Here is a 15,119-nt window from a genome sequence, read left to right as displayed (position 1 = left end):
GCTGTTTCATCGCATAACGCACCTTACGCGGATTCACTTACATTCATCATACTGACTACCTAGCACTCACCCGATTTGTGGTTATCAGGAGGATCATCCCCTCGCGGTTCATATCCCGATTGGTCAAAGACCAATCTTCGTTACATTGTCAGAGCCGCTACTTTATTCAGGCTCCTAGGTTCATCTGGTGATACAGATGGTTCACTCGTTAAGCGGTGAACAGCGCTTCATACGACTTCACGTCGCACGCCCCAAAGCAAGTTAGCTTTATCATTAGGTGTACTGAGTGAATTGTCATTGTTTCCCCTGTGACACGCCATAAACTCATCCATGAGGGCTCGACGTCGGCATCCATGCCGCCAACGGTCACAGTTGCAACAATGCCAATCTTAACGACTATTGAACTGCTCATCCGGCTAAAAGCTTTTTGCCCCAAAGCAAGATAACTTTATCGTCAGTTTGCAGTATGAATTGTCATTGCTTCCCCAGTGACACGCCATGAACTCGTCCCTGAGGGCTCGACGGCTGCATCCATGCCGCCAACGGTCACTGTTGCACAATGCCAATCCTCACTAAGCCACTCGCTTTTCATTCAGCTAAAAAGCTATTACCCCAAAGTGTGTTTTGCAGTTCAAAAGGGGAATAGGCCAAGTAAAGCTCTGCCTATAGAAAAGTTGATAGTTAGATTTAGAAGTTATGTATCCCATCTTTTCCGTAGTTTGAATTTTTTTAATCAAAATCAAAGTCGTGGGGCTTCCCCCCACACCCGACCAAGGAGGACTGCTCGTCCTATCCTCCTTGGATGCTCCAAGACGCCCCTAACGGAGTTGAAAGCCCCTTGGGCATTAAGCGTTCTTATGCTATCGCGTCAGACGCTCGTCCCTGATTCGACTGACGCTATCTCGGCATCCATGCCTCGCTCACGCAACGAACGCAAATGCCCTGCGGCAACTCCGAGGGGAGGTGTATTCCTTGGAGTTTTGAGTTGTTAGATAGCGATTCATTAGCAAAAATAAAGGAGAAAGAACGAGAAAGCTAAAACAATATCAAGTAATTACCTACCAAACTGTATAAAAAACCGCTACCGCAAAAAAGCAAATTCCTATAGCATCATTTATACCCATTTACACGGATGTGGCAGCGGCCATATTTGAGATTTAGTGAACAAGCGATTTATGCCCCGCAAACATCGCAGCGCATAAATACTAAGAAGTTAGTTGTTAATACCTTCAATTTTAGTGACTAAATTTCATGGTTACTTAGGGCTTTGAAGCTCAATATAAAGATAGGTTATTGTAGTGAACAAAAAAATTATAGAATTAAAAAATTTATTTCTTCAAAAAGTGTCGTTAGGTAATGATGTTGATGATGAAATACTAAGTAAAATTGATGAAATATTATATTTTATAAACGATGCAGAGATCAATGATTTAAGGCAGACTTCAGCAAACTTATCATATGAACTGCATGAGTTAGGTTCTAGTTCGATTCCTTATTTACTGATGTTACTTTTAAATAAGCTTGAGGCTGTTAGCTATAAACCAAATTACAAATCTATAAAATTATCGTGCGAAATTGAGATTGAACCCTTCATGAAGTATTTTGAAAGGTGTTTTGAATCTTGTGAACAAAAAGGGATTAGAATTCTAGATTTTGAACTTCCAGTTTTAGATGAAAAAGAACTACTAAATATATATTGTTGTACTAGGGATATGCTGAATATGTATGCTAGTGAGCCAATAAATATTCGTGAGTTAAACGCAGAAATTCCTCCCAGGGCAATTTGTATTGGAATATCTAAGGTTTTGTCAAAAAAATACAACTGTCAACATGAATTTTTCATACAGTTTAGTTCTATATTGGAACGCATGAATATGGATGGTTTATATCAAGAAGCTCGTGACTGTGCAGAAGAAGCATTAATGTGCTCCCATAATTACAATGTTCTATATTATGGTCATTATGCTAGGTTTTCTATTTACACTAGCCAGACCAATATTATAGATTCATTATTACATGGTTGTCTACTCTATACATCACTTTGCGGTGAAGAATCTATTTGTGAAGAGCTAATTGAAAAATCTTATATTGCAACATTTTTGGCTTTGAGAACTTTTAGATTTTTTACGCTAGCAAAAGATGTATATAAGGCATATATATCGGGTCTGAATCTTGATGAGTACCATAAACAAAAGCTAGATGTTGCTATGTTTTATATGAAAATAATGGAGAGCGATTCTAGCATTATTAAAGACATTGATATTTATCTAAAGACTAAAAAAGATAAAATATTATGATTCGGAAAAGCATCCTTGATTCCATGGTTTACGTTAATTTGCAATATAAAGGTTCTCTTTGAAGAAGAATACAAAAATAAGACTGATGTTATGGAGTTTGAATGTGTTATTGAACATATGCTTAGTATGGAAGAAGTTAAAGGTATTAAAGCAAAAATATTAAAGGAAAATCCAGATGGGAGAGAAGCATTAATTGATGGGCTCGTTAATCTTTCTAGAACAAGGAACAGAGCCGATTATGTTCATGAAGTAAATCAGTTGATAGTTACTGCTAATAGAGTTATCGAAAATTCACTAAATAAATATGATGTTGAAGGTGTTCTATTAGGACATCAATTAAATTCGGATGCAGGTGTTTCTTTTGTCGGCAATACAATTGACTCAATTAGTGGAACAATTCATCAAACTTTTAATTTAGAGGGTGAAAACTCATCAAGATTTAGAGATTATTTAAATTACGTCAATGATAGGTTGGCGGTAAATAACTCACAGTTTTTATGGATTGGAACGAACAATGAGCGAGTGTATGCTGTTGTTTTTGAACATGGTAGCTTCACGTTTTGCGATTACATTAAATCAACAAGTAAAAAGGAAATTAAGGAGTGGATTCAAAATTGTCTACAAGATTTGGCTTTCAATGACTCTCCAGTCACAGGTAGTCCATTTATAACTCGAGAGGACATCTGGCAAAAGGAAAAGTGTTCTATAGTGGACAATTTACCAGAGTTTAATATTCCACTTTCTTCTCGTGAAATAGTTATTTTCAGTGATGTGGGGTTTTCGTCTTATCCACATAATTTGATAAAAGTTGAAGGTGAAATCTTAGGGCTTAAGCAAGCAGTATCATCACCTTTATCTTTTGATAATTATGTAAAGTATGAAGAACAAAAGGTGGACTTGCAAAAAATCAATGTTTGGGCGCCTATAGTTGAAGGTGATATTGCGATTTCAATTGCATTTGCAAAAATAAAAGAAAATTTAGATAATGTTAAAGTTGTATATGAAGAAGGGTTGATTCCTAATCCTTGTTCCGACATTAATGTTTTTGTGTCTCATGGTGGTCGTGACGGCAATTCAGGATTTCGAGGTTTATATCCATCCGATGGGAAAGCATACAATATGGACAAAATATTTGGTACCGGAAAAATTGCTATTATGTTTGTCTGTCACGCTGGTAGTATTGTTGAAAATTATTATTCAAATAGTACACACACGTTGGTTAAAAGGTTATTACAGAGTGGGTATCAGGCTGTTATTTCGCCAAGTTGGAGTTTAAATGTATCTATTCCTGGCATTTGGATGAAAAAGTTTATTAGAAGCATGGAAAATGGTAACACGATTTCTTATTCAGTTAACAAAGCGAATTTGTATATTGAGTCTATTTATATAAGTCCTGGGGCGTCGTCAGCAATGCACTTATTTGGAAATGATAGGCTCACAAGCAACTAATAAACCGTTTAAGAATGATTCGCAAAGCATGGCGTTTTTACTATGAGTTGCGTTTAGAGTTTAAGGGAGCAACGGTGTTACGTTGCTCACACTTTAAAAGGGTGTTACCCCATAGAAATTTTTATGTGAAACTCACCTGTTATAGCTGATGACCTAACACGATTTTGTCCAAAAACGAGTCACATATCTTTTTTAAAACAAACAGGCTACACCGATGTTAAACAGGAGATCCATGGTGATTAGCGAGACGACCGTCCGCCCCATGGATGGGGCGGTCGAGCATCCACGGATGGACTCGCTGCGTGTCGTCGAGCAAATACCATGGATCGCCCTTCTATATTTAACGTTCTTCTATTCCAAAATGAATTGCATGGGTATACAGCCAAGGTCGTACTACATAATCAAAACTGCCAGTTCGTGTATGAGTTAGTACACTTATTGAGATGGCGCGACTGGCGTCATCTCTATCCCGCGAAAAAGCTGATAGCGATCAACATCATCGTCTAAATATTGAATATTCTGCGTCCATTGCCATGCGTTAGCTTGAGCACCCGCCCCCTTTGCCTCGAACAGTAATTGAATTAACGCAGACCGAGCAGTCACCACGCCCTCACCCAGCAAAGAATAATCGCCATTTTGACGATATAAGCTAAAGACCTGCTGCTTCTCTTGGGACACGCCATCGTAATAGGTCAACAACACTTGCTCGCCCTGCTCCCTAAACCACCAGGTTTCACTATAGGGCGCACGCGTGCCAACACTCACAGACAATAACAGCTGCCGCTTATCATGGGAGCAAAATCCGGTGACTGTGACTTTTCGTGGCACTTCCCCCACTTTGGCGGCATCGCCTCCCCATTGACCGGTAAACTGAGGGCAAAACTCACTAAAACTTATCTTAGCCGCGTGCGCAGCCAGAGGAATAGTAGCACTCAGTGCAATTGTCACTCCCCATAATAGTCTTAATCGGTTGATTTTATTCTGCATCTACCTAGTCCTCAGCCGAAATATCACCCTAGATTAGCCTGTAATTCTGTCATCAACAAATCACAATTAGCCGACAACCATTCACAGATGCTTACACAAAGCGCCCCGCTATGGGTTATCACTCAGTTTGCTTTCATGCTCGGTTTCTATACTCTCGAATCTGCACCACAAATAAAATCATTATAACTATATGTATGATAAGGAGACTCACAGTGAAGAAGACAGGAATCTTATTGCTCTGTCTGTTGATGCCATTCGGCTCAGCATTTGCGGAGCAGGGTAAACCGCTCTCGGTGGAATTGCTCTGGCAACTTAAGCGTATTGGTAGCCCAGTCGTATCGCCCTCTGGTGAGCATATTATTGCGCCAGTCACAGAATATGATCTGAAGGAAGATAAAGGTTCGACCCAGTTATGGCGTTTTGATGGCGAAGGTAAAAATAATCGCGCGATTACAGTCAAAGGGTTAAAGGTGAGCGAGCCCGTGTTTTCGCCCGACGGCAAAACCTTGGCCTTTGTGAGTGAGCGAAATGAAGACGACGCAGGCCAAATCTACCTATTGCCTATGGACGGTCCGGGTGAAGCGCAGCGCTTAACCGACATACCTACTGGCGTAAATGGTATTAAATGGGTTGGCAAGCATTTGTATTTCATCAGCAATATATTCCCAAATCAAACATGGGACGAGATGAAGACCCAACTAAAAGCCGACGAAGACAATAAGGTCTCCGCTCGCCAGTGGAACGCTTTGCCCTACGCTCAGTTTGATCACTGGTTAGATGAACGTCGCCAAGCCCATGTATTTAGGCTCCCCGCTTCGGGCGGCGAAGTCGAAGCCGTGACGCAAGCACTCGGCCATGAGTTACCACGCTCGAGCCAAAGCAGTTCAAGTTACGATATTTCGCCTAATGAACGCTTAATTGCCTTCAGTACTTATGGCTCAGACAACCGTATCGACCCTAAACTGGATATTTTCCTTGCGACGATTGGCAGTGGTAAAGCAGAGAATATCACCCCAGAAAATCAAGCCGCTGATGCTGATCCCAGCTTTAGCCCCAATGGCAAAACGTTGGCTTTTACCCGTCAGAAAATCCCCGGTTTCTATGCCGATACTTCAAGGCTGATGTTACTGGATATCGATAGCCGTAAACTTAATACGCTAACACCAGAGTGGGATCGTTCGGTCAGCCAATTTAATTGGACCCCCGACAGTAAAGGCTTTTATGCCACCATCGAAGATGCCGCCACTAACCGCATTTATCATATCGATGCCAAAAACGGTAAAGTCAAAGCCATTACAGAGGCAACTGACTTTGGCCAACCCGCCATAAGCAAAGACGGTGAACTGATTGCCACCAACGAGAGCTTTTTGCACCCAGCGCGCTTGGTCAGCATTAATCCCCGCAATGGTAAGACGGTACGCCTAGAGAATTTTAATGACGATATTCTCAAAGATGTTGATTTAGGCACTTACGAATCAGTGACCTACAAGGGATATCAAGATCAAGATATTCAAATGTGGGTTCACTATCCCCCCGGATTCGATCGCAGTAAAAAATATCCACTCTTTATGCTAGTTCACGGCGGGCCACACAACGCCATTACTAACGGTTTCCATTACCGTTGGAACGCACAAACCTTCGCCTCTTGGGGATATGTCACTGCTTGGCCAAACTTCCATGGTTCTAGCGGCTTCGGACAAGCGTTTGCCGATGCGATTAACCCAGATTGGAAGAATAAATCCCTCGAAGATGTGCTCAAGGCTGCCGACTGGTTTAAACAGCAAAGCTGGATAGACAGCGACCGCATGGTGGCGGGTGGCGCAAGTTACGGTGGTTATCTGACCTCAATTATTTTAGGCCAACCACATCCCTTTAAAGCCTTGTTGATCCACGCTGCGGTTTACGACATGTATTCACAAATGGCGTCGGATTTTGCCGTGCACAGCACCCGATTTGGCAACTACTGGGATAATCCTGAGCTGTATAAAGCCATTTCTCCGCATTACTTTGCAGCTAACTTTAACACTCCGACCTTAGTCAGCCACGGTCAGCTCGACTACCGGGTACCTGTGGGACAAGGATTTGAACTGTTCCGCACCCTGCAAACTCGCAATGTGGAATCACGGATGATTTACTTCCCCGATGAAAATCATTGGGTTATGAAACCCAATAACTCTATCTATTGGTATAATCAAGTGAAGGATTGGATGACCCATTATGCTAAGCCGGGCGCGCAATAGCACCTAGAACAGAAAAGCAAAAGGTCTGCACTATGCAGACCTTTTCTTTATTGAATCAAGCCTCGCAATGATAGCTTATTGGCCAAATCCTGTGGCGTTAATATCGACAGTTTGCACTTTGCCGTACTTAGCAGCAATCGGTGCAATCTTAGCCGCATTGCCAATCAGCACAAATTGCAGATCTTTTTGCGGGAAGTAAGTTTTCACTAACCTTTGGGTTTCTTCTAAGGTCAAACCATCCACCTTAGCTTGGAACTCATTGATAAACTTATCATCGAAACCGTATAGATACATGCCAGATAAGAGCCCCGCCAGCTGCCCTGAGGTTTCAAACTGAGGCGGGAACTGGCCCTTAACGTAGGCTTTAGCCGAATCTAAGGTCGCTTGATCTACACCTTTTTCCCATAAACGTGCATAGGTTTTTAAGGCTAGATCCATCGCTTCTTGAGTGGTTTCCGTCTTAGTGAAAGTGCTGATTGTGAATACGCCCGAATCGGTATAAGGGCTAAAACCTGAGCGTGCGCCATAGGTTAAGCCTGCGTTCACCCGCAGCTCGTCGTTAAGCCAAGAGGTAAAACGACCACCTAAAATAGTGTTCACTACCGTTAAACCTACATAGTCTGGATTGTCACGACTAATACCTAAACCGCCGATCACAAAGGTGGTTTCGATAGCATCGGGTTTATCCACCAACAAGACTTTGGCCTCGGTCAACTGAGGCAAACCTCGGTTTAAATCAGGCTGCACCAGTTTTTCGCTGCCCTGCCACTGACCAAAGGTTTGCGTCAGCTTGGCTTTCATCGACGCCACATCAAAGTCACCCACGACAGTTATCGCGGTATTGGAAGGTTGATAGTAACTCTTATGGAAGGCGCGCAACTGCGACACTGTCACTTGCTCCAGTGAATCACGGTTACCCGAAGCCGCATTGCCATAAGGATGGGCACCGAATACGAGCTTATCGAAGTAGCGACCAATCACCGCCCGCGGGCTTTCTTTATCCTGCTGCAGCCCAGCAATCGCGCGCTGTTTGAGTTTATCGAACTCGGCGGCATCAAAATCAGGCGTTAACATCGCCGCGCTAAATAAGCCCAGCATCAAGTCAATGTCCTTCGCCATAAAGTCAGCACTCAGATAACTGCCTTCCTTATCCGCTTCGGCCACTAAACTTGCACCGAGAAAATCCACTTGCTGCTCGATATCCGCCTTAGATTTCCCCGCCGCACCTAACAACAAACCTTCTGCTGTCATTTGTGCCACGCCTGCGGTGGTGTCATTCACTGCACCGGCGCGTACCACGGCATTTAAGGTAATTAACGGCACTTCGCGCTGCGGCATTAAGTACACAGTTAAGCCGTTATCTAACACAAACTTATCGTAACTTGGCATCGCAAAGCTGCCAGTATCGACCCGCTTTGGTGCCGATGTCGCCGCGCAGCCCGCTATGATTAAGCTTGTGCCTAAAGCCAATGCTGCCATTAACTTAGACGATTTCCCAAGTGATGCCATCTTAAGTGATTTCACTGCTGTCGATTTCATAGGGAAGACTCCTCAGTTGCCGCCAGCACAGCCACAGTGCGATTCGATTTACGTAAGTAGGTTTGGGCAACTCGTTGAATATCCGCAGGCGTCACCTTGTTATAGGCTTCAGGTGCATTAAATAACTTGTCGTAACTGCCAAAATACATCTCATAGGTGCCTATGGTATTAGCCTTACCATTAATGGTTTCCATCGAGCGATAAAAATCCATCAACTTAATATTTTTAACTTTATCCAATTCTTGCTGGGTAATACCTTGGGCCGCAATCGCATCGATTTGCTCAATCAACGCATGCTCCAGCGTCGAGGCTTTCACCTCAGGTGTAGCAACACCCATCACATAGAAGAGGTTAGGATCGACCGACATCGGCATGTAGGTTTGCGCTTCTAAGGCCACTTGTTTATCAACCAATAATTGATATAAACGCGAGCTATTACCTTGGCTTAGAATCGAGCTTAATAAGTCCAGCGCATAAAAATCCGCATGAGTTGCCGCTGGAATGTGATACGCCAACATCACATTAGGTGTGCTGACCGATGCCTTTTGCACAAAGGTGCGACGCTCACCCTTTTGCTCAGGTTCGACAGTGCGAATCGCTTTAGGCGGAGTCTGTGCCGGAATAGGCGCAAAGTACTTGTCTGCCAAGGCTTTTACTTGGGCAAGCTTTACATCACCGGCAATCACGACCACGGCATTGTTCGGCGCGTAATAGGTTTTATGGTACTGGACTAAATCTTCCAGCGACCAAGCGGCGATATCCGACTCATGGCCGATCACCGACCACGAATAAGGGTGGGCTAAAAACGCCACACCTTTGATTTCGCCTTCGAGGGCATTCCAGTTAGAGTTTTCTAAGCCAGTGGAACGCTCCGACTGCACTACGCCACGTTCGCTATCGACCATGGCTTGGTTGATATCTAAGTTAGCGATGCGGTCAGCTTCGAGATCGAACATAGTTTCGAGCGCATTGGCGGGGAACCAATCGGTATAAACCGTCATGTCTTCAGTGGTATACGCATTGTTCGCGCCACCTGCGGCTTCCATAGTACGGTCGAACATTTTTGGGCCGTACTTTTTCGAACCGTTGAACATCATGTGTTCGAAAAAGTGCGAAATACCGGTAATGCCGGGCACTTCGTTACGTGAACCGACCTTCCAAAATAAATACATGTTGGCATTGGGAATTGAGGCATCTTCTAGCACCATGATTTTCATGCCGTTATCTAGCGTGAAACTCTTAATGTCTTCTGCCGTGGTGGCCTGTACTTGGCTTAGGGGAGTCAAAAGTCCCATGGCCAACACAAGAGCCGATAGCGTGCGCTTCATTTGGTTTGCTCCTTGCTGTAAATATCCACATATAGAGGTAAATTGTTTAACAAATCAAGCGCAGAAAGCGTATCCAGCGCCGATTTTTTGTAAGCTCAAGTTATACCGAAGAGCTTACGGAATAACGTCTGTCCGACTTATTGCGCATTTAGCGCAGTCAACGCCACTTTAGTCATGGCCTCAACTCCCACTTTTAGCGCGCTTTCATCTACATAAAAAGCCGGAGAATGATTGCTGGCCGCGGTTTCTGGATCCGTTCCCTTTGGTGTCACCCCGAGGAAGAAAAACATCCCAGGAGACTCTAAGGCATAGAAGGAAAAGTCCTCGGCACCTGTGATTAACCCAGGTTCAATCAGCATCTTATCGCCCACCACACTGGCAAGCACAGGCCTCATACTAGCGACTAACTCGGGATTATTGACCACTACAGGGTAACCTGGCTGGATCTCTGTGGTCGCGGTCGCACCAAGGGTTTTCGCCGACAGCTCGGCCATTTCAGCTAAACGCACTTTAATATCGGCGCGCATGGGCTGGTCGAAGGTGCGAATAGTACCAATCAGCTCGACTTCATCGGGAATAATATTAGAGCGTATGCCACCATTAACCGCACCAAAACTCACCACGGCAGGGGCTTTAGTGATATCCACCTGACGGCTGACGATCGTTTGCACATTGGTAATAATTTGCGCCGCAGCGACAATAGGGTCGACCCCATTCCAAGGGCGCGAACCGTGGGTTTGGCGGCCTTTCACTTTGATGGTAAAAGAATCCTCACTCGCCATCGCAGGGCCACTGCGTAGGCCAATCATGCCACTCGGCATGCTCGAGGTCACATGCATACCAAACACTTGGGCAGGTTTACGCTTAGCAAACAGCCCTTCCTTTAGCATCAATTCTGCGCCGCCTTCTTCCCCGTCTGGCGCGCCTTCTTCGGCAGGTTGGAAGATAAACATCACATCACCCGCGAGGCTGTCTTTCACTTTCACGAGGTTTTCAGCCACGCCCATCAACATTGCCACATGGGTATCGTGCCCACAGGCATGCATCACCCCCACTTTTTGATCACGATAGGTATCGGTCGCTTTAGAGGCAAAGGGCAAATCAACCACCTCAGTCACAGGCAAGGCATCCATATCCGCCCGAATCGCAATCAAGGGACCGGGCTTGCCGCCTTTCAGCTTCCCGCCTTTCAAAATGGCCACCACGCCCGTATGCGCCACCCCCGTTTGTACTTCTAATCCTAAGGATTTCAGATGTTTTTCAATAATCTTGCTGGTGCGAAACTCACGGTTAGACAACTCAGGATGTTGATGCAAATCACGACGCCAGTCGATCACCTTTTGCTCCACACCCGCCGCCAACTTAGCCGCATCCGGCATAGCACTGGTCGCCGCTTGTACCGAATTAAAACCCGTGCCCATAAAACTCAAGGCTAAGGCCGACGCGAGTAAGGTCTTGGAAAAACGGGATTTATTTACTAGGGGCTTAAATTCAAATGATGTTGATGCAGCAAGTGATACAGAGGGTAAAGTCATAGCGATAGCCTATTGTTGTTTTTATAAGCTACCTAAACTACACGGACAAGGAGGAATTGTTAATAGATTTAGTGATAAAGGTAAAAGAGACTGTGCTTCATTAGAGGCTGTCTTTAACCGTCATTCCCGCAATGCTTGTGGGCGGGAATCCAGCTTTTAGATAAATCAACCTGAAAAAAGATAGGGATGGCGGAGCTCAGTTAAAGAAACTCAAGGCAACGGAAAAGCTGTCCTAATGCTTGGCATCGTTAGCTTTAGTCACAAAACAACAAATTCACGATTTTCTTTAAAACCACATGGCCATCGGCCTTGGCTATACAACTCAGCCACCTCACTCCATACGCCCTTTTGTCTGAGAGCGGCCTCTCTCGCTGCCATTTTGAAGGCAAAGAGTGCGCCGCCTCTAAAGCTCTCAGTAAAATCATGAGGACCATACACAAGCAAAGGATGTGACCGGCCAATTTTTCTCAGAGATCTGAGCGCCGATTTATACACAAGCATCTCCGCGTCTTTTGTTTCCTCACATTTTTTCGGACCATTCAAAGGATCCTCTTGATCTCTGCTTGTAGGCAGCCACTCCCATCCATATGTAGAACCCAATACGCCTTCAATGGGACTTGCAGCCGAGAGCCAGTCAATAAATTCAACTTGTTTGGCTAGATATTCAGGTGTCATAAGAAGTTAACTCCGTGTTAAAGGAGTTTCAAACTGAAGCAGTAGTTTGAACTTCCAGTGAGTAAAGCGAAGGATTTTAAACGCTTTGTTACGTTTTGGCTCCTTAGCTTGGTTTACCCGCCAAAGTCTAGCCACCCATTTTAAATCAACAACATAATGCACTTTCGGTTTCTCTACCACCTATACTGGCTAAAATTACTTGAACAAGAGCCATCATATGTAGATGTCTGGCTAAAATGCTTAGCTAAAATTGCCTTTCTGAGTAACACAGTATTGCGCGGGAATAATAGTAGTAAAATTTAGTCAGCAACTCATAGAAAATTAAGCTCTTCATCTTGAAGGGATAAAGCACTATCAATGGAGGCTAATAACACACCATAGGTGTAACCGCAGTTGCCCACAAAAATCACTTGATTACCATTGAGTACCATCACTTCTACCCCATGATCGGTTTCCCAGTTGCAGGCGTAATGATAACGAATTGCCCGAGTCTCCATTGTGCTGGTGTCATCCAATATAATGTACAACGGCTGGGTATTTTCTGCTATTTCATTGATTGTATTTAAAGAAACCTCCAAATCACCGCAATAATTTTCAAAATATTTATGCATTTTGAGCATAGCATTTAGAATTTGATACTTCGTCTCTTGTGTCATCAGAGAAACGTCTTCGAGCATTTTTATGCGTAACTTATCGTTGCCCTGAAGCTCACCTTCAATAATCAGTTCACTAGGTTTGTTGAATAATGGATCGTTCATTTTCGTTATCCTTAATCCTCAATTAATTCACCTGGATATAGTGCGATTTGCGCCAAGGATTGTGCAAAAAATTGGCTTAGGTTTGGGCTGATAAAGTCCATCATATCGGGGTCATGGGTGTATGCGATGACTTGTCCCATTTTACCTAATGCTGAGGGTGAATGATCCGCAATCAAGAGTAATGTGCCGCCCCCAAATTGAGCGAAGGGCAACCAACCTTCTTGATACCATCCTGATTGGATTTTGGGATCCCGCACTTCTGGCTCGTGGTAATCAACGTAGTACTGGGCCTGTTTTCTCATTCGGTCACGAAATTTAAATGATGAGGCTAGTGACAAAAAATCATACCGGCAAAAGTAATCTTTTCGGGCAAAGACTGTGCTCCACTCATTGCCGCCATTGGCATATCCCCAAAGCTCCCTTAACGGGGAAATAAGTGTAAAACCTAATTGTTTTTCGGCTTCATCTAAAACTGAGTTTGATAAGCCACGATCCAGTTCTAATGTTTGATTCATGTTGGCGTAAATAGCACTCAATGCTTGTAGATACGTCTTAACATCCATTGTATTTATTCCTTCATCTTGACACTTGGCCGCAGTGTTAATCCGTTTGCTTTATACCGCTAACATATACACTTGGCGAACTTATTTAATCGAATTAACTACATAAATTCTATTTTCATATTACTGCGACAGATTTTGTCGCAGCCTTCTATTACTTACTATGCAGCTATTCCAGCCATACCTTATTAACTAGATATACAGCCTAATTTTCAGCGTCAAGTGACCCTTACTCAGTTTGAACCCTCGCTCGCCCCGCAAAATATCGGTGAACGAATTAGTCGAGCGTCTTGCAAACCACACGCAGAATACGAGTAAACGTTTGGTGCAACATCCACTACTCGATGATATAGACCAAGCACTAGCGGCAATTGTGCGTGTAGTCGCGAGGAACACCATAGAACTCAGTTAATACAATCAGATAGGCGTGCTAAACAAACAACGCCCCCCACGATGCCCTAGTGATTATCGGGCTAACGGCTAACCCTAATCTTGAGTCAGAGCTTGAAGTATTAGTAATAGCCACTGGCATTACAACAAAACCCATAGAAAATCAGGCATCTATAGCGTCACAAATTGATGATAAGTACATTTAAGCGACAACAGCATTAACTCGACTGATGAATTCCTTTATGCATCTCTTTATGCAAGAAGACTACGTCCTTATCGATAATTTCGAGTCGCCAGCCATAGTGATGCGCGAGCCACTCAAAGGTCGCTTCGGCGTAAAAATTGATGTGGGTGGGATCGTTTTTATAGTGCCAGCGGGCAAATGCGATTTTATCCTGCACACGCTTGGTCATAACAGCCAAAATGCCATTAGGTTTTAATAACCTATCAAGCTGGGCAAGTAACCCTGCGGCACCACTCACGTGTTCAATGACTTCGGTTAAGGTAATAAAGTCGTATTGGCGGGCTAACGTTTCGGGATTATTAGCGTAATAAAGGTCGTAATTATCTATCTGATAACCGCGCGCCTTTGCCATTAGACTCAATGCCTTACCTTCTCCACAGCCAAAATCGAGCCCTTGGGCCGAAATGCTAACACGGCTAAGTAGTGGCTCGAGTGTGCGATTTAAAAATGTTTGATAGCCGAGATCATCGGCATGATTCTCGTGCTTATCGTACTCGGCTTTTTCTGCCTCGGCCGAAAGATAAAACTCAGAAGGCACGCTCACCAGTTGGCAGGTTTGGCATTGCTGGTAGCTACGCTTCCTATCTTGATGATAAGCGAGTAATTCAACGCCATGACATAAGGGGCAGATATTCAACAACAATTCCTAGGGATATTAAGGTGCATAGTAATGAGAATAGTCGTAATGCCCACAAATAATGCTAGCACTGACCAGCTGAAATCGACTATATCGATGGCCTGATTAAGGTTTAGGGATTTTACGCTCTTTTGCGGCGGCTTCTTTTGCTTCCCGTAAATATTTTTGCTCGCGACTTTCTCTTTCGTCGAACTGTTTTTGTGCCTTAAGTTTTTGCTGCGCTTCCCAATCGTTGGTTTGGGATTGTTGCTTAATTTTATCTTCCCGCTCTGTCGTCTCTTTAGTGGCTTGACGGGCCTTTTCTAATTGAGCCTGTTCTAATCGCTGTGAGTCGATGCGTGCCTTATCGGCTTTTTGCTCTAGGGTCAATCTAGGCTTTGGCGCCTCGGCGGCATTTGTTAACGCGAGATGAAAACTAAAGATGAGGACTAGCGATATTAATATTTTAGAGATTAACACTTTAAATAAATACGCCATTCC

At 44.0% G+C, this 15,119-nt stretch carries 13 protein-coding genes; 4 read left to right on the top strand and 9 right to left on the bottom strand.

The annotated features are described in order from the left end of the window. Positions 1-1,298: 1,298 nt before the first annotated feature. Together L5M17_RS11405 and L5M17_RS11400 are read left to right on the top strand one after the other, a co-directional pair. On the top strand, positions 1,299-2,297 hold the full coding sequence (locus L5M17_RS11405) for a hypothetical protein (RefSeq protein ID WP_263147504.1): 999 nt from the start codon (positions 1,299-1,301) through the stop codon (positions 2,295-2,297). 15 nt (positions 2,298-2,312) lie between these two features. After that, positions 2,313-3,746 carry a hypothetical protein gene (locus tag L5M17_RS11400; RefSeq protein ID WP_263147502.1) on the top strand — a complete coding sequence of 478 codons (1,434 nt, stop codon included), beginning with the start codon at positions 2,313-2,315 and terminating at the stop codon, positions 3,744-3,746. 435 nt (positions 3,747-4,181) lie between these two features. Here the strand turns inward: L5M17_RS11400 and L5M17_RS11395 are convergent, their stop codons facing one another. Then, the gene (locus tag L5M17_RS11395) at positions 4,182-4,733 is read right to left on the bottom strand and encodes a hypothetical protein (RefSeq protein ID WP_263147499.1); all 552 of its coding nucleotides are present in this window, start codon (positions 4,731-4,733) and stop codon (positions 4,182-4,184) included. A gap of 212 nt (positions 4,734-4,945) precedes the next feature. On the opposite strand from L5M17_RS11395, the gene L5M17_RS11390 reads away from it, so the two are divergent. Beyond that, the gene (locus tag L5M17_RS11390) at positions 4,946-6,973 is read left to right on the top strand and encodes an alpha/beta hydrolase family protein (protein WP_263147497.1); all 2,028 of its coding nucleotides are present in this window, start codon (positions 4,946-4,948) and stop codon (positions 6,971-6,973) included. 75 nt (positions 6,974-7,048) lie between these two features. On the opposite strand, the gene L5M17_RS11385 is transcribed toward L5M17_RS11390, so the two are convergent. From L5M17_RS11385 to L5M17_RS11360, 6 genes are all read right to left on the bottom strand, one after another. Next, on the bottom strand, positions 7,049-8,512 hold the full coding sequence (locus tag L5M17_RS11385) for a M16 family metallopeptidase (RefSeq protein WP_263147494.1): 1,464 nt from the start codon (positions 8,510-8,512) through the stop codon (positions 7,049-7,051). After that, on the bottom strand, positions 8,509-9,840 hold the full coding sequence (locus tag L5M17_RS11380; RefSeq protein ID WP_263147491.1) for a M16 family metallopeptidase: 1,332 nt from the start codon (positions 9,838-9,840) through the stop codon (positions 8,509-8,511). The genes L5M17_RS11385 and L5M17_RS11380 overlap by 4 nt, the downstream gene beginning before the upstream one ends. Before the next feature lie 137 nt (positions 9,841-9,977). Next, positions 9,978-11,375, bottom strand: a complete 1,398-nt coding sequence (locus tag L5M17_RS11375) for an amidohydrolase (RefSeq protein ID WP_263147488.1) — start codon at positions 11,373-11,375, stop codon at positions 9,978-9,980. A 258-nt stretch (positions 11,376-11,633) separates the two neighbouring features. After that, complete coding sequence (locus tag L5M17_RS11370; protein WP_113940298.1) at positions 11,634-12,050, bottom strand: hypothetical protein; 417 nt, start codon at positions 12,048-12,050, stop codon at positions 11,634-11,636. A gap of 311 nt (positions 12,051-12,361) precedes the next feature. Beyond that, positions 12,362-12,808 (bottom strand): DUF6985 domain-containing protein, encoded by a 447-nt coding sequence (locus L5M17_RS11365; protein WP_263143266.1) that lies wholly within the window; start codon positions 12,806-12,808, stop codon positions 12,362-12,364. Positions 12,809-12,819: 11 nt separating this feature from the next. Next, positions 12,820-13,371 (bottom strand): SMI1/KNR4 family protein, encoded by a 552-nt coding sequence (locus tag L5M17_RS11360; protein WP_212599568.1) that lies wholly within the window; start codon positions 13,369-13,371, stop codon positions 12,820-12,822. A gap of 265 nt (positions 13,372-13,636) precedes the next feature. On the opposite strand from L5M17_RS11360, the gene L5M17_RS11355 reads away from it, so the two are divergent. After that, positions 13,637-13,780 (top strand): hypothetical protein, encoded by a 144-nt coding sequence (locus tag L5M17_RS11355; RefSeq protein WP_217363206.1) that lies wholly within the window; start codon positions 13,637-13,639, stop codon positions 13,778-13,780. Positions 13,781-13,976: 196 nt separating this feature from the next. On the opposite strand, the gene L5M17_RS11350 is transcribed toward L5M17_RS11355, so the two are convergent. After that, positions 13,977-14,639, bottom strand: a complete 663-nt coding sequence (locus tag L5M17_RS11350; protein WP_263143278.1) for a class I SAM-dependent methyltransferase — start codon at positions 14,637-14,639, stop codon at positions 13,977-13,979. A gap of 105 nt (positions 14,640-14,744) precedes the next feature. Then, a complete protein-coding gene (locus L5M17_RS11345; RefSeq protein WP_113940294.1) occupies positions 14,745-15,116 on the bottom strand; it encodes a hypothetical protein in 372 nt (123 codons plus the stop codon). Between the last annotated feature and the right edge of the window lie 3 nt (positions 15,117-15,119).

It is taken from the genome of Shewanella sp. SW24, assembly GCF_025653395.1.
Classification (GTDB): domain Bacteria; phylum Pseudomonadota; class Gammaproteobacteria; order Enterobacterales; family Shewanellaceae; genus Shewanella; species Shewanella oncorhynchi.
This window is presented reverse-complemented; position numbering and strand designations above follow the sequence as displayed.

What these genes read in the sequence shown, in the direction of transcription:
- L5M17_RS11395 (WP_263147499.1), bottom strand. Translation starts at nt 4,733, where the DNA reads ATGCAGAATAAAATCAACCGATTAAGACTATTATGGGGAGTGACAATT.
- L5M17_RS11385 (WP_263147494.1), bottom strand. Translation starts at nt 8,512, where the DNA reads ATGAAATCGACAGCAGTGAAATCACTTAAGATGGCATCACTTGGGAAA.
- L5M17_RS11380 (WP_263147491.1), bottom strand. Translation starts at nt 9,840, where the DNA reads ATGAAGCGCACGCTATCGGCTCTTGTGTTGGCCATGGGACTTTTGACT.
- L5M17_RS11375 (WP_263147488.1), bottom strand. Translation starts at nt 11,375, where the DNA reads ATGACTTTACCCTCTGTATCACTTGCTGCATCAACATCATTTGAATTT.
- L5M17_RS11370 (WP_113940298.1), bottom strand. Translation starts at nt 12,050, where the DNA reads ATGACACCTGAATATCTAGCCAAACAAGTTGAATTTATTGACTGGCTC.
- L5M17_RS11365 (WP_263143266.1), bottom strand. Translation starts at nt 12,808, where the DNA reads ATGAACGATCCATTATTCAACAAACCTAGTGAACTGATTATTGAAGGT.
- L5M17_RS11360 (WP_212599568.1), bottom strand. Translation starts at nt 13,371, where the DNA reads ATGGATGTTAAGACGTATCTACAAGCATTGAGTGCTATTTACGCCAAC.
- L5M17_RS11345 (WP_113940294.1), bottom strand. Translation starts at nt 15,116, where the DNA reads ATGGCGTATTTATTTAAAGTGTTAATCTCTAAAATATTAATATCGCTA.